Annotated in this window: 16 protein-coding genes and 1 pseudogene; 13 read left to right on the top strand and 4 right to left on the bottom strand. The window is 33.9% G+C overall.

The window, feature by feature from the left end; all coding sequences use genetic code 11:
* Positions 1-246 precede the first annotated feature (246 nt).
* The 4 genes from ACIQZG_RS20685 (at position 247) to ACIQZG_RS20670 (ending at position 4,099) form a co-directional block, all read left to right on the top strand.
* Positions 247-927, top strand: coding sequence for a hypothetical protein (locus ACIQZG_RS20685; protein ID WP_402757420.1), 681 nt, complete (start codon positions 247-249; stop codon positions 925-927).
* A 31-nt stretch (positions 928-958) separates the two neighbouring features.
* A complete protein-coding gene (locus tag ACIQZG_RS20680; protein ID WP_402757418.1) occupies positions 959-2,092 on the top strand; it encodes a helix-turn-helix domain-containing protein in 1,134 nt (377 codons plus the stop codon).
* A 173-nt stretch (positions 2,093-2,265) separates the two neighbouring features.
* A complete protein-coding gene (locus ACIQZG_RS20675) occupies positions 2,266-2,454 on the top strand; it encodes a hypothetical protein (RefSeq protein WP_402757416.1) in 189 nt (62 codons plus the stop codon).
* The gene (locus ACIQZG_RS20670; protein WP_402757414.1) at positions 2,447-4,099 is read left to right on the top strand and encodes an ATP-dependent nuclease; all 1,653 of its coding nucleotides are present in this window, start codon (positions 2,447-2,449) and stop codon (positions 4,097-4,099) included. Before ACIQZG_RS20675 ends, ACIQZG_RS20670 begins: the two co-directional genes overlap by 8 nt.
* A gap of 689 nt (positions 4,100-4,788) precedes the next feature.
* On the opposite strand, the gene ku is transcribed toward ACIQZG_RS20670, so the two are convergent.
* On the bottom strand, positions 4,789-5,607 hold the full coding sequence (gene ku / locus ACIQZG_RS20665; RefSeq protein WP_402757411.1) for a non-homologous end joining protein Ku: 819 nt from the start codon (positions 5,605-5,607) through the stop codon (positions 4,789-4,791).
* A 113-nt stretch (positions 5,608-5,720) separates the two neighbouring features.
* On the opposite strand from ku, the gene ACIQZG_RS20660 reads away from it, so the two are divergent.
* The 6 genes from ACIQZG_RS20660 (at position 5,721) to ACIQZG_RS20635 (ending at position 10,766) form a co-directional block, all read left to right on the top strand.
* Complete coding sequence (locus tag ACIQZG_RS20660) at positions 5,721-7,550, top strand: DNA ligase D (RefSeq protein ID WP_402757409.1); 1,830 nt, start codon at positions 5,721-5,723, stop codon at positions 7,548-7,550.
* A gap of 84 nt (positions 7,551-7,634) precedes the next feature.
* Positions 7,635-7,811 carry a transcriptional regulator gene (locus ACIQZG_RS20655; protein ID WP_402757407.1) on the top strand — a complete coding sequence of 59 codons (177 nt, stop codon included), beginning with the start codon at positions 7,635-7,637 and terminating at the stop codon, positions 7,809-7,811.
* Positions 7,811-9,067 carry a Y-family DNA polymerase gene (locus tag ACIQZG_RS20650; protein WP_402757405.1) on the top strand — a complete coding sequence of 419 codons (1,257 nt, stop codon included), beginning with the start codon at positions 7,811-7,813 and terminating at the stop codon, positions 9,065-9,067. The genes ACIQZG_RS20655 and ACIQZG_RS20650 overlap by 1 nt, the downstream gene beginning before the upstream one ends.
* A gap of 15 nt (positions 9,068-9,082) precedes the next feature.
* The gene (locus ACIQZG_RS20645; protein WP_402757403.1) at positions 9,083-9,424 is read left to right on the top strand and encodes a YolD-like family protein; all 342 of its coding nucleotides are present in this window, start codon (positions 9,083-9,085) and stop codon (positions 9,422-9,424) included.
* Positions 9,417-9,776 carry a YhjD family protein gene (locus ACIQZG_RS20640; RefSeq protein ID WP_402757401.1) on the top strand — a complete coding sequence of 120 codons (360 nt, stop codon included), beginning with the start codon at positions 9,417-9,419 and terminating at the stop codon, positions 9,774-9,776. The genes ACIQZG_RS20645 and ACIQZG_RS20640 overlap by 8 nt, the downstream gene beginning before the upstream one ends.
* A 504-nt stretch (positions 9,777-10,280) precedes the next feature.
* Positions 10,281-10,766 carry a GNAT family N-acetyltransferase gene (locus ACIQZG_RS20635; protein ID WP_402757399.1) on the top strand — a complete coding sequence of 162 codons (486 nt, stop codon included), beginning with the start codon at positions 10,281-10,283 and terminating at the stop codon, positions 10,764-10,766.
* A 711-nt stretch (positions 10,767-11,477) separates the two neighbouring features.
* On the opposite strand, the gene ACIQZG_RS20630 is transcribed toward ACIQZG_RS20635, so the two are convergent.
* Complete coding sequence (locus tag ACIQZG_RS20630; protein WP_402757398.1) at positions 11,478-12,716, bottom strand: IS110 family RNA-guided transposase; 1,239 nt, start codon at positions 12,714-12,716, stop codon at positions 11,478-11,480.
* Positions 12,717-13,263: 547 nt separating this feature from the next.
* A complete protein-coding gene (locus tag ACIQZG_RS20625) occupies positions 13,264-14,691 on the bottom strand; it encodes a serine hydrolase domain-containing protein (protein ID WP_402757396.1) in 1,428 nt (475 codons plus the stop codon).
* A 405-nt stretch (positions 14,692-15,096) separates the two neighbouring features.
* On the opposite strand from ACIQZG_RS20625, the gene ACIQZG_RS20620 reads away from it, so the two are divergent.
* From ACIQZG_RS20620 to ACIQZG_RS20610, 3 genes are all read left to right on the top strand, one after another.
* Positions 15,097-15,333: a hypothetical protein gene (locus ACIQZG_RS20620; protein ID WP_402757394.1), complete on the top strand. Its 237-nt coding sequence runs from the start codon at positions 15,097-15,099 to the stop codon at positions 15,331-15,333.
* A 153-nt stretch (positions 15,334-15,486) separates the two neighbouring features.
* Positions 15,487-16,296 carry an aminoglycoside adenylyltransferase domain-containing protein gene (locus tag ACIQZG_RS20615; RefSeq protein ID WP_402757392.1) on the top strand — a complete coding sequence of 270 codons (810 nt, stop codon included), beginning with the start codon at positions 15,487-15,489 and terminating at the stop codon, positions 16,294-16,296.
* Between the two features lie 465 nt (positions 16,297-16,761).
* A complete protein-coding gene (locus tag ACIQZG_RS20610; protein ID WP_402757390.1) occupies positions 16,762-17,247 on the top strand; it encodes an Imm26 family immunity protein in 486 nt (161 codons plus the stop codon).
* Between the two features lie 52 nt (positions 17,248-17,299).
* On the opposite strand, the pseudogene ACIQZG_RS20605 reads toward ACIQZG_RS20610, so the two are convergent.
* Positions 17,300-17,386: pseudogene (locus ACIQZG_RS20605) on the bottom strand (DUF3888 domain-containing protein); the annotation flags it as partial.
* Between the last annotated feature and the right edge of the window lie 41 nt (positions 17,387-17,427).

Raw genomic sequence — 17,427 nt, 5'->3', positions numbered from 1 at the left:
GTTGGAGTTAGTTTGATTTATTAATTAATAAAAATGGCTGTGCCGAAAAATCAGATTCTCATTGGATTTTTTAGCACAGCTTTTTTATATTATTAGAATTGTTTTGCACCCGGTACAAGTCATTTTGACAAAATATCAGAAATAACCATCATTACTTTAAAAAAATACTAATTAATTCCTCTTTACTTGACAATTATTAATAAAAAGTAAATAATGTTGGTATATTATGGTGTTGGAGGTTATTTGATGAATCCTATAATAGGGAAATGTATGCTTTCTAACGAACAAAGATCTTTGATTATTAAAGGGATTAAGCAGGGGAAAGAAGAATATCAGGAGCTTAATACCTTACTTCCAGAAACAGTAACCAAGAAATATTCTCCTTTTTTACTATCGGATTTAGTAAATACACATGTCACTAAACAGATTGAGGACAACCCACATACTCAAATGAAGATTTTTTCTAAAAAAGCAGGGTTTCATCCCTATATAGTCATTCATGATACTATTAGGAACGTTTTTATATTGATATCTAAATTACCGAAGGATAGATATATCTTTAATCCAAGTGGATATCGGGGAGACTTTGCATCGTCTAATGCAGATCGTCTTTTTGAGTTGGGGGTGCCTTTGGAAGAAATATATGGTGATACACCTTACCAGTATTCTTTACCTATTGGAATTGAAAACCAACCATTTGGCATAATAGTTTGCTATGACAGTAAAAATGATATCGTTTATGAAGGTGCATTAAGACCAGACCAAGAAGATTGGATTTATAAAGAGGACATAACAGATTCTATTAACATCTCTACCAAAACTCTTGTACCATTAAATAATTATCAGTTATCTGACATTCAGACACCGCTTAAAGCACCTATAGAGGATGAAATTGTAGTTAAATTAAAAAGTAAAGCATCATCTTAGAGATACTATATTTTAGTTAGGAGTAGTTAAAATGAACGTAAGTAAGGAACCGATATTTAACCCTAAAAGATTAAGAGAGGCACGATTAATAAGAGGTCTAACTATCAGTGATCTTGCTAACAAAATTGGAATTACAAAGCAAGCCATTTCTCAATTTGAACTGGGTGAGCATACACCTAAATCAGAAACAATGATGGCTATTATTAATACTTTACAGTTTCCCAAGAACTTTTTTTATAAAGAATTTAAAGAACAATATGTTGGAAACACATTTTTTCGTGCAAATGCAACTGCTACGAAAAAGAGTAAGGAGATGCAATACAATAAGTCTATGTTGGCAGGATACATCTATGATTATCTATCTGATTTTATTGAGTTTCCTGAATTGAATCTTCCAGATAATATATATGCTAATGCGGATTGGGATAACGATTTAATAGAAAATTTAGCAAAAAGAGTGAGAGAACAATGGGGTATTGGGGACAAACCAATAGCTAATATTGTCCATTTATTAGAACGGAACGGAATTATGGTTTTTTCTGTTGATACAGATAGCCAGAAAGTGGATGCATATTGTCAGCATCGAACTGGTAGGCCATTTGTATTCCTTGGGAATGATAAGCAGTCAGCATTCCGAAGACAATTTGATGGTGGACATGAGTTAGGGCATATATTAATGCATGCTGATATAGACAATCAAGAAATCCTAAACAGAGAAGAAAATAAAATTTTAGAATATCAAGCAAATCGTTTTGCTTCCTCATTTTTGTTACCTGCAGATGCATTTACTAAGACAGTAACATCTACTTCGTTGTTGCACTTTGTAGAGTTAAAAAAATACTGGCAGGTATCTATAGGGGCTATGATTTACAGATGCAAGGAGTTGAACCTTATAGATGAAAGCAGATATACGTCTTTACAAAAGCAAATATCTATGAAAAAAATGAGGACAAAAGAGCCATTAGATGATGTTTTTCCTTTACAGGAGCCTGTTGTACTAAAGAAAAGTATTCTGATGCTACTTGAAAATGATGTGAAAAATGAATTGCAACTTATTCAAGAAGTTTCAGTACCACAAGAGTACATTGAAATGTTGTGTAATTTGGATAAAGGTACTTTGAATTTTAAGGAACCAGAACCAACCATTAGATTAGTTCAAAGGTAATGATTCAAAGTCCTCTTATTAAAAGCGGGGTTTTTTGTCTTGATAGGATAAGCGTATAGTCGTATTGTTAAAATTCTTAGAAGAGAGCAGGGACCCCTTTTTGAAAATCATTTATTAGAATTTGAAATATTGTAGTATTGGATATTTTCTGTTTGGAGAATGGAGGAAGATATATGGGGCAATCAGAAACAGAAGTACTGGCAGAACAGCAAGAGCAAGTACAATCGATGGACAAAAATTCATTATTAAAGGAATTAGCCACGAACGGTTATGATGTTGGCTTTGTAGCAAAGAAGAACTTTGCACATATGAAATTGTTTCAAAGCTCCCAGCAGAATTTATGGAGGTTCTTGTATGAGTAATATTAGAATAAATGGAATATCAATCGAAAATTATCGTTCTTTTGGAGAAAGAAAGAGTATTGTATTTCCAAAAGAAGATTATAAAAAACCTATTGCAATTGTGGGTTATAATAATTCAGGGAAAACTAATTTATTAAACGCTATATTATATGGTATTACTGAGAAATACGTCAGCAAGAATACTTTTACTAGAGATGATTTTCATAATAGAAAGTTTAATAATATACCAAATATTTTTACAGGATTAGATAGTAGTGTAGAAATGAAAAGTGATGGTAAATGTGCTGATTTAACAGGATATCATTTTCTCAACATTGATTTAGATGGAACAGAGATTGAAGGTGCAAAAATTGTATCATTCAAAGATTACGATCAAAACGAGAAAAATTGGAATGCATTTGGAGCCTCAAAATACTATAAGATTTTCTATATTAATTTCCATGAGATAAAAAAGGAAATTTCAACTAAAAAAACCAGCTGGGGAAATCTTACTTCATTCCTCGCAAAACATATTAAAAGTATTGTAGATTCCGATATAGAAATGCTAAACAAAAAAAACTTTTTTAAAGATGAAATAAAAGAGTCTACTGAAAGAATTCTTACAAATTCCAAACTAAATACATTTATAAAAAAAATCCAATCAAATTATTCAAAAAATCTTAGAGATAACAATTGTAATATTGATTTTGGATTGCCAGAATATGAAGATATTTTTTTAGAAATGATGTTCAAAATTGGGTTAAATGGCGATTCCGACAACTTAATACCAATCGAACATTTTGGTGATGGTTACATATCAATGTTTGTAATGGCTGTGATACAAGCAATAGCAGAAGATAATTCTGAAGATAAGTGCCTATTTTTATTTGAAGAGCCTGAAAGTTTTTTACATGAAAATCATCAAGAGTTAGAATTCGATGAGAATAAGAAGCAAACCGAAGTAAAATATAATAATCATAGCTTGGCTTTTTCATCAGAAGTTACAGTTTCTGAGATTGAAAATAATGAGTTAGTAGAAAAAGTTAGAGACTATAACAATTACATTAAAATTATTGAACCAAATTTAAATAAGATAATCTTTAGTAGAAAGGTGCTTCTTGTAGAAGGTCCTAATGATTTGTTGGTATACAAAGAAGTTATTAGAAAAAAAGTACTTGAAAAAACAGGCGATGCTAAATTTGCTGATGCATATCTTAATTTTAATAATATCGCCATAATTCCACATCATGGTAAAATCACTGCACTAATTCTTATTAAATTATGTAAACACTTAGGTCTAGATTTCTTTGTGATTAATGATTTTGATTTTAATGAAGATTTTATCAGTAAATTAGATTTTAATACTGAAGACGAATATAAAAACAGTGATTTTTACCAAAATGATATTAGCAAAATTAAAGTATTTAACATTAAAGGTGAAGAATTAAGTGAAAAAACAAAAAAAGGAATGGTTACAACTAATTGGAGGTTAATTAAAGAATCTAAGCCTAACCAAATTCATTTTAATATACCTAAACTAGAGTATGTGATTGGGTATAATAATAATGATAAAGATAGTTTAGGGATATGGGATACAATAAATAAAATTGATACTTTTGGTGAAAATTTATTTCCTGAAAAATTGATTGAATTTTTGGAGATTTAATGAAATTGAATTATTTAGTTGCTAACGACATAATAACTTAAACCATTAATTTCAGGATGGAAAAGGAAACTTATCCATCCTAATTTATTTGACCTCATCAAACTGATTAGTTATCCAACGATTCTAATTTTTATCTACATATTGTTCAACTATGAAAGGAAGATTCCACATTAAATAAAAGACCGTCGTTATATTCATGATTTTTTTGAAGATAATTTAAAATAATTATGTTTATCAATACTTATCTTGCGATTCGGGAAAACTGCCTCGACCAAATTCCGTGTTTGATACAAATGAATAACTGGAGGAAATCCAATTCAACAATCAATGTTACATCCTTTTTTGAAAGAGGAGTTATTTGGGCGAACGGGAAAAAAGACTTGTAGATTCTGTAATCTAAGCTACAGGTATTTAAAGATGTTAGCTTATTAGTTAACTCATCAGATGTAATTAAATCTACTAATTTAGGTACCTTGTAAGGCTTTTAGATGCATCGGGACAGGTGCCTCATTTCCTGTATTAATGCAATTTTTTTCGAGTGACAAAGTTTATACAAGCGAGTGGTCACGGAGTATAAAGTTCAACCAGATACTTACGTTCAAGTGAGTACCTGGTTTTTTATTTCAAAAGTTATCCTAGTGACTTAAATAATTGATAATGTCTAATTGCATGTAATTACGGTCTTTTTATTAAGCATTTTTCTTTGTTCGTGTAGACGTTCTTTTTCTAGTAGGTTTTTTAGTTTTGTCTAATGAAGCTTGAAGAGCAGACATAAGATCAGTCACATTATCAGGTAGAGGTCGTTTATCACTAACTGTAACTGTACTGTTTGCTTTTTTTTCCTCTATTAGTTCCATTAATGCTGTACGGTATTCATCGGTGTATTTGGTTGGATCAAAGACCGTTGTTAATTGCTCAACTAACATCAGTGCTGTATCAAGTTCTTTTTGTACGACGGCATCAACGCTAGGTACATTCGGGACGTCACTAACACTTCTAACTTCATCGGGGAAATGTATTGTCTCCATAACCAAAGCTTCTTTATATACACGGACTACAGCCAGTTGCTCTTTTGAACGTATAATAATCTTAGCAACGCCAATTTTACCGGATTCCTCTAATGTTTTACGTAGCAATGCGTATGCCTTAGCACCTGTTGTATCGGGGGATAAGAAATAGGTACGTTCAAAATAGATTGGATCTATCTCCTCTAATTTTACAAAATCAATTATTTCTACGGCCTTATCCTCATTTTCCTTCCGTAAATTTTCTAGCTCTTCATCGTCTAATACAACAAATTTATTCTTCGCATATTCATAGGCTTTTACAATGTCCTCGTCAGTTACTTCTTTGTTACAACCTTCGCAGACTTTTTTATAGCTAATCGGTGTATTACATTCCTTATGGATCTGCCTTAACTTAATATCTTTATTTTCAGTTGCTGCGTGCAATTTTACTGGAATATTTACAAGCCCGAAACTGATACTGCCTTTCCAAACTGTATGCATGTTGCACCTTCTTTTTTAATTATTTATCTGCTTATTATTTAATTTTTCAGCAGAATTTATGTATTAGTGTTGTTAGTTAGTCAAAAACTATTATAAAAAAGAGGTTTACTTAAATGAAACCAATGCTTTTAACGGACACGGTTGAAACTCCTGTTGGGGATGAGTGGCTTTATGAAACAAAATATGATGGTTTTCGGTGTACATTAGAGTGGGTAGAAAAAGTACCTATTCTAAAAAGTAGAAATGATAATGAATTGAATAAAATGTTTCCCGAGATTATAGATTTTTGTATTGAAATATATGAATCGATTAAAGCTCATTTACCTTTATTCCTAGATGGCGAACTGGTCTATCTAGCAAATGATTTTCAAAGTAATTTTTCTATTGTCCAGCAAAGAGGCCGAATGCGTAGTAAGGAAGTTATTTCGGAACATGCTAAGGCATTCCCTTGTCATTATGTAGTATTCGACCTTTTGAAATATAAAGGTGAGGACCAATCTGAACGGTATTTAACAACTCGTAAACAGTTACTAGAGAAGATTTTTAGTGGTATTGGACTACCTGTTTCAGTCAGCTATGAAGCCACAAGAAGAATCCAAGCAATTGATGTCTTTGAGGATAGTGCGCCTTTGTTAAATAAGATTAAAGTTAATAACGGTGAAGGAATTATTGCTAAGAAAAAGACGAGTAAATGGGTTAGTGATACTCGGTCAAAAAACTGGCTCAAGATAAAGAATTGGAGATACATTACGGTAATTGTGTTCAAGTATGACAAAGGGAATGGTTATTTTCATGGAGGTGTTTATAAAGAGGATAAATTGATTGAGGTTGTCACATTTAGACATGGTTTAAAGGATGAAGAGCTGAAAATACTTGTTACTTTCTTTCAAACCAATGGGAGAAAAGTGAATGAAACATGGTCAATTGAACCTTCAGTATATGTAGATATTGCGTGCATTGACTTTGATGGAAGTAAATTAAGAGAGCCAAGATTCCACGCATTTAAGTTCAATATTGGCCCAAAACAATGTAATTGGCAACAAATGCAACGACAGCTACAACCGATACCAGAGTCTGTATCAATGACACATCCTGACAAGCTTATTTGGCCAGCAATAGGCATTAATAAAGATAAGTATTTATTGTATTTGCAAAGCATAGCTCCATACATGATGCCGTTCCTACGTGAACGTCTATTAACGGTTATACGATTTCCACATGGTGCTCCAGGTGAAAGTTTTTATCGGAAAAACAGCCCAGCTAACATTCCTGAGTATGTTACAACCAAACGGGTAGAGGACACTAATTTTATTCTGTGCAATAATATTGAAACTTTGCTTTGGTTAGGTAATCAGCTTGCATTAGAATTCCATATCCCATTTCAATCGATTCGTACGGAGAGCCCAACTGAGATTGTTTTTGATTTAGATCCACCTTCAGTTAATGAATTTCATTTAGCTGTTAGTGCTACTCTGAAAATGAAAGCTATCTTTGATCACTTTAAATTAAAGTCTTTTATAAAGACTTCAGGTGGTAAGGGGATGCAAATTTATATTCCCTTACCGCTAGATACATTTTCGTATGATGAAACAGGTATTTTCACAAAGTTTGTATGTGAATTTTTAGCTGAACAGTATCCAGAATGGTTTACAACAGAACGATTGAAAAAGAATCGGAAAAATAAATTATATTTGGATTATGTACAACACCGTGAAGGGAAAACTATTATTGCTCCGTATTCGGCTAGGGGGAACGATAAAGGTCTAATTGCAACACCACTATATTGGGATGAAGTAAATGAATCATTAAGTCCAGATAAATTTACAATGCCAGCTGTAATGGAACGAATAAGAACTGTGGGGAATCCATTTAGAAACTTTCGAGAAATAGGAGGAATACAGGATTTTAAATCAGTTCTTGATCAACTAAAAGGACTGATATAAAAATTACCACTTTTAAAACAGAACGTTTGTGCGTATAATATATACAAACAAGTGTTCTGTTTTGTTGTGGAGGGAGAAAAAACAATGAAATATCAGTTAATAAAAGCGATGCAACGCAATCAGCTAGTATCCATGATATACATTTCAAAGTCTGGAGTCATCACGAAAAAGTGTATCCCGGATCAGGCAAAGCGTACTTTTATTATCGATAATGATTTTGCTATTGTTCCAGTTGTCTATAAAGAGCGAGGAATCGTTTAATGTATGAAAATCTGCCTGAGCGTTCCATTATATGTATAGATATGAAAAGTTTTTACGCTAGTTGCATGGCAATGCTTGAAGGTTTGGATGTCATGACAACCCCAATCGCAATCGTAGCTAATTTCACTCAACCTGGTAGCGTTGTCTTAGCTGCATCGCCACCTATGAAGGAGCGATTCAAGATAAAAACGGGAAATCGTCGTTTTGAAATACCAAAGCATCCAGACATAAAACTATTTGAACCGAAGATGAGTTTCTTCATCGATATGTCTATGGCTATTATTCGTCTTATTTCAAAGTATGTGCCGCCAGAGTGCATACATATTTATAGTGTCGATGAAAATTGGGTGGACTTAACTGAAACAGCAAAGCTTTGGGGACCTCCTGAAGATACAGCAAAGGAAATTCAAAAAGCGATATATGATCAGTTTCGTATCCCGAGTGCTATTGGGATGGGTCCTAACATGTTGATGGCAAAACTTGCTTTAGACCTTGAAGCTAAAAAGTCAGGTTTTGCAAAGTGGACCTATGAAGATGTGCCGAAGAAACTCTGGCCTGTGCGTCCTTTATCTGAGATGTGGGGTATTGGAAAACAGATGGAATCCAAATTAAATGCAATGGGGATATTAACAGTCGGTGGATTAGCAAATGCTGATTTAAATGAATTAGAGAAAAAATTTGGCATCATGGGTAATCAACTGTACCACCATGCGCATGGGATTGACCTTTCCACACTTGGAGAGCCTCTAGTTAAAAACTCAGCTCTAAGCTTTGGGAAAGGCCAGATGTTAATGCGTGACTACCATACTAGGAAAGAAATATCTGTGGCGTTACTAGAAATGTGTGAGGACGTTATGCGACGAACACGCGAAGCAGGCTATGTTGGTCGGACAATTACACTAGGTTTGTCTTATAGCCGTAGTGCTATGACAAAAGGTTTCCAACGATCAAAAACGATAAAAGTACCAACTAGTGAAACCCTTGTTATGTATAATGTTTGTCTTGAATTACTCGATGAGTATTTTGCTGGCGAGCCAGCAAGGCAGCTCTCAGTACGTATATCTAATCTTGAGCCGGAACACAGCATTCAACTCGATCTGTTTGATGTCAAAAAAGAACAACGCCAAATCTTAGGGCACACAATGGACTCTATTAGGCGAAAGTTCGGTGCTACGGCATTGTTACGAGCAGTTTCATTTACTGATGCTGGTACAGCTTTAAAACGTGATAAATTAGTTGGAGGTCATTTAGCATAATAGGAGTGATATTTTATGATAAGAGATAGAGGATCGATTAAATGGACGGCGATGATGCTTCCTGAACATATACAAAAAATAAAACAGTGGAAAAGGGAAGCTTATGCTGAAGCTCCACGAACTTTATTTGAATGGGAGCTAGAGGACTTGCAACAAACAATTAATCAAGCCTTTAAACAGCATAAAATAGTAACGATTACTACGTGGCAAGAGGCTAAGTACGTACAATGGACTGGTGCAATCACTGCATTAGATATTGAATTACAACAACTAGTACTGGAGACTCTAACTGCTGTAAAATGCATTCCATTTCACACAATACACGCAGCACGATTAGAGGATGAGAGCTATGATTAACGCCGAACAACGACAGCTCTTACACCAGTATCTTATTTTAGATTTAGCGATTCAGTCTTTACAATGTGATTATAAAACATTGGAGCAGTTGAAGATGAAAGCAATCTACTTACCTTTCGTGGAAAATTTAATGAAAAGTGTACGACAGGATTATTTCAATTTGAAGCGAATGCTAGCTAAACAAAAAATACGTGTTGTTGGATGGCACCGAATCGATAAATATTTTAGTGATGTGCGTATAGCTACAGCGGGTGAAGATGAAATATTTCGTTATGCGAACCAAGCACTTAAAACTGAAGTAGAGCAATTGCTCAACCAGGCTCATTGTCAACTGTGTAAACAAATCAAATAAAACTTCGCGATTATCTTCGAAGTGATTTCATGCTGTGTAAAGTATATGCCGAAGTCTAGCTGAGCCATGCAGACTTACCAGAAGTTCCAACAGCACTACGTATGGACGTTGAAAACGACAACCGGCATGCATTAGAGCTATTCTAATATATAAATGCAAAAGTCATCTCAAATTATTTTGGGGTGGCCTTTTTTATGGTGGATTGTTATTGTCTAGAACGGACGGCGTCTTACGCCCAAGAAATAGCCGGTTATCTAAAAAATTTCAGATGAGCAGCTATTTTGCACATGTGACTTGGATAGTTTTTGACTAAGGTAGGTAATCAGTAAGCCCGTAATTGTACAGAGGATAATAAAGTTGTTTAAATTACAATAAAATCGTTTGAAATGTTTTAAAAATGTTAGTAACTCTATTCAACAAACGGGCCATTTTGTGGAATAAAAAGGATATTAAAAGATACATCTTGAATAATAAGTTATACCATTAAATAACAGGGGGGCTTGTATGGATTTTACAATTCGTAAGATGCAACCAGAAGATACAAAGCAAGTACAAGACGTAGCAAAAACAAGTTGGAATGCTACTTATGAAGGAATAATTCCTTTAAAGGTGCAAGAAAACTTCTTAAAAACTGCTTACAATGATGAAAGGATGAAACAACGTTTAGAGCGCTCTTTTCTCTTTGTGGCAGAAATAGCAGGCGAAATTGTGGGTTTTGCTAACTTTTCTCCAGTAAGAGAAGATGGTAAAGCTGAATTAGGTGCTATTTATATTTATCCGGAAGTACAAGGTAAAGGAATAGGTTCAGCGTTATTACAAAAAGGAATCGATGAATTAGACGGTATAAAAGAGATTTATATCAACGTAGAAAAGGACAATAAAATAGGAAAGACTTTTTATGAAGCAAAAGGTTTTGAAGTTGTTAAAGAGTTTGATGATGATTTCGATGGACATATTTTAAAAACAGTACGAATGGTTTTAAAAAGTTAATATTCTCAAGTTAAATGGCTGCTAAATTCTAGTTTGGATAAGGTGGTTTTACTATTCTTACTATTTCGCAATCGGGCGCCTTGAATTGGAATGGTGTCTTTTTCAGTAATAGTGCCATATTATTGAATAACAATTTTTTAAGGTATGTTACCAACCGACGGTTTGGGAACCTCAACTAATACAGCAGTTTTGTTCAAGAAGGAGAAGTGGCTTTCTTTATTGAAGTGAAAACAGAATAGTAAATTTAGAAAAGACTGTAATATTAATGTGAGGAGATAGTATTTTGGTTAATCTATTAGAAAACATATTCCAAATATCGGCAATAATATTGTTTCTATGTTCACTCTACTATTATAGATTTTTTAAAAAAATTAAGAGGGAAAGAAAACTAAATTCATTTGAAACTTCAATTTATATTATTACTAAAATATCCATCTTTCTTTGCGCAGGTAGTTATTTACTTCTGTTTTTGGATAGAAACTTCGGATAGAAATTATAAAACGAACGAAGTTCTTTTCTGCAACAAGCATTTCAACATTATTCCCAAACATCGCTTTGGGGCTTTTTTTTCTTCAACAAAACCAGCTAATAGTTGTCAAGATTTTTCAATAAAAAAATTAAAACCTACATGATATACTAAAAAAAGGGTATACCAAATAAGCCTTCCTATAAAATTGGAAGGTTTTATTTAATGTAATTAGTTATTTCTTTTTAATCTGTATTTTGGAAAGCCATCTTCCTTTTAAGTAGGGCATAAATCCAATGTAAAAGCTTATTAGCACAAGCAATTATTGCTACTCTAAAAGGTTTTCCTTCTTCGCGTTTTTTAACGTAGAACTCTCTTAATTTCTTATTTCTAGGGATTATTTCATCACTTGTTTTTTGCTTACGTGCATCTCTTATACCGCATTGTACAGCCATAAACAACGCTTGCCTTAACCTGCTAGAACCTCTTTTGGTTATGCGATTTATTGAAGCAGTAAACCTACCAGAAGAGTAAACGCTAGGATCTATCCCAGCGAATGCTACTAGCTTTTTAGGATGATTAAACCGCTCTATCTCTCCAATTTCGGAGATGATTGTTGCCGCAATCTTTTCTCCAACTCCAGGGATAGACTGGATTATTTCATATTCTTCAATTTCTTTAGCGAGGGCATCTATTTCTGCTGCTAACTTTGATAGATGCTCTTGATATTGAAGAACAATGTTAATAAACATTCTTAGGTTAAAGATATGGCTTTGGTATAAGTTGTTTTGAAATGGATTACGTAATGCAGCTTCTCTCAATTTAATTGCTTTTTCTTTTGCCCATTTTTCTGAACGGGTTGTACATAATTCCGCAATTTTATTAGTAAGATCTAATTCGTTAACACTTAAAACCTCTTTGGAGGTTGGGAAGATTGATAGAATCTGTAACGAGATTTTTGAGTAGAGATTCCCAAAGACACCTCTATATTCAGGAAATACCTGATCTAATATTGATTGTAGCTGTAATTTTGTTTGTGCAGCCGTACTTGATACGGTTTCTTGTTGTCTAGTGAGATTACGAAGATTTAAGAGTTGTATGCCTCTTTTTTTATATGGTTCTAACTCTTCCTTGTAATATAGTTCACATAGATGATAGGCATCAATGGCATCGGTCTTTACTTTGCGTAAATTTGTACTTCTAGCACGATGAGAGATAAGTGGGTTTACAATAATATAGACGTATTGTTGCTCCTCCAAAAATTGAATGATAGGCATATGATATTGACCTGTAGATTCTAAAATAACCGAAGGTTGCTTACCATCAGCCACTTTCTCTATATCCCTTAGAAATCCTAATAAACCATCCAAACCATCAAGAGTATGTTTAATACTAAAGCTCTTATGATATGGTTTGCCTTTATCTAAAAAGGCTTGAACCTGACTTTCTCCTTTTGAAACATCCAGACCTACGACTGGATTCATAATCAAATCTCCTCCTTAAGAAAACTAAATTCGTCGGTAACCCCTAAAGCTGCTTGTAATGTCATAGGTTCGCTTGTTAAACGGGATCCTTGTCCCAACCAGCTCGAAACATGTTTATACAAGTGGGGGGTGAACAGTTTTGCGGACGGGATCAAGTCCCACGGGCCAGACGTTCTACCCCGACTACCGTTATAATAAGACCTAAAAGAAAAAGGTCAACCAGAAAAATCTGGCTAACCTCATATTACGAACGGGCCAGATTGTGGAATAACACTTTTTTAAGAAATGTTACCTAACGACGCTTGTGCAAAAATAATATAGTTGTTTAATTTACAATAAAGTCATTTGAAAAATAATATAGTTGTTTAAAAATCCTTATTCTACGAACAGAGCAGGTTAGTGGAAGCAATAGTAATTAGGTTTGACTGGGGAAATTGTCGATGATATTAAAAAAGACACCGAAGTGTCTTATGTTTTTCAAATTAAGCATACCGATAAATTGAAATTTAATTACTTAACATTATGCTTATCATGGGAGTGAGGTATTTTATCGGTGAGTGTATACAAACCATGTAATGCTTGCTGTTAATAATGCTGACGAAATCAAAGCTGTAAGAACGCTATATGTTCGCCAAATAAGTATCGTTGACCAATCGAAAGCACAGCACAGTATACCCAGGACAATCGTAGCGATCAGGAAAATAACTGTTACGATTATTCTCTTTTTTGTCATTGGATGCCGCTCATTCGTTTTCCTTCTGCGTAAGCCTACAAGAAATAGCAAAACGGCCAATAGGCAAAGAATAATTGTGATAGACGAAAAAATAATATCCAAAAGCTGTGTGCCGCTTATTTGATATGACTGAGTTAGATTGCCGTCTAATATATCTTTAACTTTTAGTACCAGGTTTATATTGGTATTTGCGCCGTTACTCAGCAAGCAGATAGCTGTTCGTTCATTTAGCAGTATGACTACTTCGGTTCTGAAATTTGGATTGCCCCCAGTGTGTTCTATAATCGTTTGGTCGGCGTTTACCGACCAGCCTGCCGCATAATACATATCGTTGACAGACGAAACAGACATATCACCCCTATGTGATTTTTCGATAACCCTTTGAAATATTTCGGGTATGTTCTGCACGATACCCATCTGTATGCCCATCCAACGCGCCATATCTTTTGTATTAGAAATGATGTAGCCTGCGGGTTTATTCCCAGCATAATCCGGAGCATTAAATGGAGTTGTCATAAAAAAGGAAGAACGGTAGCCCTGTGCCAACTGTCCAGTGGCTTGAGCATCTTCTTTATAAACATACGTCTGGTGAAGACCTAACGGCTGAAATACCTGTTCCTTCATAAAGTCTTCATAGCTTTGTCGCGACACAATCTCAATAACCAAACCCAATACGTCATAATTAACGGTTCCATAGTTATACTGTTCACCGGGAGGGAACTCCAATTCAGCATCTACGAGCATTTCCACAGTCTTTTGCAACATATCCGGTGTATTGCCTTGTGGAATATTTTGAGTATGTCTAATATTTGTTAGACCACTGGTATGGTGAAGAAAGTTATTTAGTGTAAGACTTTGCATATCAACAAGTTTCCCTTGATACTTTAACGTAAACCAAGGTAAATATTTTTGGACAGGGTCAGTCATCGAGAGCAGCCCTTGCTCTTCCAATAGCATAATACCCATACCGGTAAAAGCTTTACTGACCGAGGCTAACTCATAGAGTGTATTTTCACTTGCAGACAAACCCTTTTTACGGTCTGCATACCCTGAAGAAAAGTAGAGCACTTCATCATCAGCAAGTATTGAGATTGACATTCCCGGTACACCTGATATAAGACGGGCATCATCTAGCAACGCTTGTATTGCCGCAGATTTCGAAACTGACAAAGCATAACTTTGTGTTGCGAATCCTGAGAATAATATAAATATCGTTAATACAAAAACAATAATCTTTTTCATAAACCCTCCTTTTTGAAAAGTTATAAGGGAATAATATAAATAAGCTATTTTTACAACTACTAAACTAAATTTTAACTTATCTTTCTATTCACCTATATAATATCAAGTAATTGTGAAGAGTTACACATAACGAACGGATGCGTTAGTTCAATAAGTAAAACGATCTTCCACAATCGGGCGCTTTCCTGAAATAAGGAAAGTGCTTTTTTCATTAAAGGGCCAGATTGTGGAATAAGGGGTCTAGTCAGATTTATGCGGATTTACAACGGTAAACAAAGAATTGTTCCCAAACGAAGGTTTGGGAATGTTAATTCTTTAACTAGAAAATTATCTAGAAACTATATGTGTTAAAATAATATAAAAAATCGGAGCTATATGACTGATTAGCAATCAGTAGTGATATTTATGATTATTGAAATTGACGGTTTCTTTAACCAAGCTCTACTTACAGGAAGAAAGTGTTCAAAACAACAATTGAAACAAATGTACCTCCAAGCAAAAGAATTGACCTTGGACTCACGTAATCTTCCTAACATTTTTTTTAGACTTCATAACTTTGAGCAAGTCCCTTATTCAGAGGATATTAAAGTTAATTTTGTTTTAGATACTGATACAGATAGAATTTATTCACCTTCATACTAAAATTCCAGGAAAGTTACCAAACACCGCTTTGGGGACATTTTTACTTCGAACGGCGCAGGATAGTTGAACAAAATAATATGGTATAATCAATTTGGTAAATATAAGAAAATTTGTAATTATTATATTAAAGTGGGTTTTAAGGGAGAAAATTAGATGAGGAATATTCCTAAAAAAATTGATGAAGTATTAGATACATACTTTGATTACATTGAATTGAAATTACCCAATTTACTTGAAGCTTATTATCTTTTTGGTTCAGCCTCATTAGGTGCATTTAAGGATGGATTTAGTGATATTGATTTTATTGCGGTAATAAACCGAAAATTAGTTGAAACAGAGGTAAATATTCTTAAAGAAATTCATAAGGATATGCAAAGAGAGTACCCAAAAACAAATTTAGACGGGTTTTATATAGAGAAGGATGATATGGTGTCTTTAAACAAAGTCAATATTTTATGTATTCGCTTTAATGATGGAAAGTTCAATGGGTTTACAGAGTTCGATAAAAACTCAATAGACGCTTATCAATTAAAGAAATACGGGATAACTATAAAAGGACAAAAAATTGAGGATGTCTGCTATACGGTTGATTGGAATATCTTAATTAATAATATGAGAGATAATCTTAATACTTATTGGCTTAGTTGGTGGAGTGATTGTAAGCGGTTCCCTACCATCAATAACATAGGTTTATTATTTAGTTTACATATGGTTGAGTGGGGAGTTTTGGGAGTTTCTCGTCTTTATTATACATTTAAAGAAAAAGATATTACTTCGAAAGTTGGAGCAGGTGAATATGCATTAAAGGTGGTTCCTCAAAGATGGCATAAGATTATTAATGAGTCTATGAGGTTACGGAATGACAACAAAAAGTCTTTATACAAATCCGTTTTCAATAGACGAAAAGATGCATTGAACTACATTGAGTTTATGATTCAAGAATGTAATAACCTTTTTGATTAAGTATTTGCTTCTTGAACTAACGGAGAGTTTTTAGTACAACAAGGATTTATAACGTATACATAACTACACCTAATAACGTTTCCAAACGCAAGTTTGGAAACACACCAAAAAGGCACGAATGTTGTTAAATCAACGTTCGTGCCTTTTTACGAGGACTATTGTTTATACAGCTTTTTATGTAAAGCTATATAAACATAGCTACGATAGGACTTTTCGAGATTTTTCAGAGTATGTTATCTTAATAAAAATAAAAATAAAAACCTGTATATAGAGACAATTTATTAAGCTGTATACCTGCATTTTTTTATCGTTCTTCTACTTCAATTACAGGGGCTATAGTTGAAAAACTATCTTCCGCAATCGGGAGAGATTCTGTAATAAGGATCAGCGCTCGTTTTCATTAAAGGGCCATATAACTGAATAAGAATCTTGTTATAATGTAATAAAGATGATTGGAGAATCGATTTGAAAATTAACTATCCTTTTAAACCAAAATCAAATAAAAAACTGATACCAGGTCAATTCTGGGCGATTCCTTTACATAATGGAATGTTTGCTTGCGGTAGGGTTATACAGGTTACGGGAGAATATAGTGCCCCGCCAACAAGGACTTTCCTTGCTGGTTTGATGGATTGGATAGAAAGTGTTCCTCCTACATCAGAAGCAATTGCAGGGTCAAAAACTTTAATTCAAGGAGTAGCACACATTAATTGCATATACGAAACTGGATTAGGCTGTATGATCACTGGGTACCGTCCATTGGAGTTAGACTCTATTGAGCCTAATTATTTTCGTTCTCAAACAAGCTACCAACCTGAATATTGTAAATTAATGAAAGGGTTAGAAGAAATAAGACCAATTACAAAAGAGGAATGGGAAAAATGTGAAACCTTGGGGATTTGGGGTATGGATTACATAAGGGTACTTGCAGAATCAAAGTTATTAAGCTAAAGGTCACATTTTCAGAAGTTGAATTTGCGTCTTTTTGCTTTTAATGTGCCAATTATTCCGATTGATATTCATACGTCTTGAGGTGTGTGTGATTTATCGATTTAATTGTAGGTCCAGAAGAAATTTCATAGGTCATTCGATGGATATTTGTAAATAGTGTTTCACCGTAAATAAAGTTGT

It is taken from the genome of Lysinibacillus sp. NPDC096418, assembly GCF_044762775.1.
Taxonomy (GTDB): domain Bacteria; phylum Bacillota; class Bacilli; order Bacillales_A; family Planococcaceae; genus Lysinibacillus.
This window is presented reverse-complemented; position numbering and strand designations above follow the sequence as displayed.

Coding starts and splice junctions, on each gene's coding strand:
- ACIQZG_RS20675 (WP_402757416.1), top strand. CDS start 2,266: ATGGGGCAATCAGAAACAGAAGTACTGGCAGAACAGCAAGAGCAAGTA.
- ACIQZG_RS20670 (WP_402757414.1), top strand. CDS start 2,447: ATGAGTAATATTAGAATAAATGGAATATCAATCGAAAATTATCGTTCT.
- ACIQZG_RS20640 (WP_402757401.1), top strand. CDS start 9,417: ATGATTAACGCCGAACAACGACAGCTCTTACACCAGTATCTTATTTTA.
- ACIQZG_RS20685 (WP_402757420.1), top strand. CDS start 247: ATGAATCCTATAATAGGGAAATGTATGCTTTCTAACGAACAAAGATCT.
- ku (WP_402757411.1), bottom strand. CDS start 5,607: ATGCATACAGTTTGGAAAGGCAGTATCAGTTTCGGGCTTGTAAATATT.
- ACIQZG_RS20625 (WP_402757396.1), bottom strand. CDS start 14,691: ATGAAAAAGATTATTGTTTTTGTATTAACGATATTTATATTATTCTCA.
- ACIQZG_RS20655 (WP_402757407.1), top strand. CDS start 7,635: ATGAAATATCAGTTAATAAAAGCGATGCAACGCAATCAGCTAGTATCC.
- ACIQZG_RS20660 (WP_402757409.1), top strand. CDS start 5,721: ATGAAACCAATGCTTTTAACGGACACGGTTGAAACTCCTGTTGGGGAT.
- ACIQZG_RS20650 (WP_402757405.1), top strand. CDS start 7,811: ATGTATGAAAATCTGCCTGAGCGTTCCATTATATGTATAGATATGAAA.
- ACIQZG_RS20645 (WP_402757403.1), top strand. CDS start 9,083: ATGATAAGAGATAGAGGATCGATTAAATGGACGGCGATGATGCTTCCT.
- ACIQZG_RS20620 (WP_402757394.1), top strand. CDS start 15,097: ATGATTATTGAAATTGACGGTTTCTTTAACCAAGCTCTACTTACAGGA.
- ACIQZG_RS20680 (WP_402757418.1), top strand. CDS start 959: ATGAACGTAAGTAAGGAACCGATATTTAACCCTAAAAGATTAAGAGAG.
- ACIQZG_RS20615 (WP_402757392.1), top strand. CDS start 15,487: ATGAGGAATATTCCTAAAAAAATTGATGAAGTATTAGATACATACTTT.
- ACIQZG_RS20630 (WP_402757398.1), bottom strand. CDS start 12,716: ATGAATCCAGTCGTAGGTCTGGATGTTTCAAAAGGAGAAAGTCAGGTT.
- ACIQZG_RS20635 (WP_402757399.1), top strand. CDS start 10,281: ATGGATTTTACAATTCGTAAGATGCAACCAGAAGATACAAAGCAAGTA.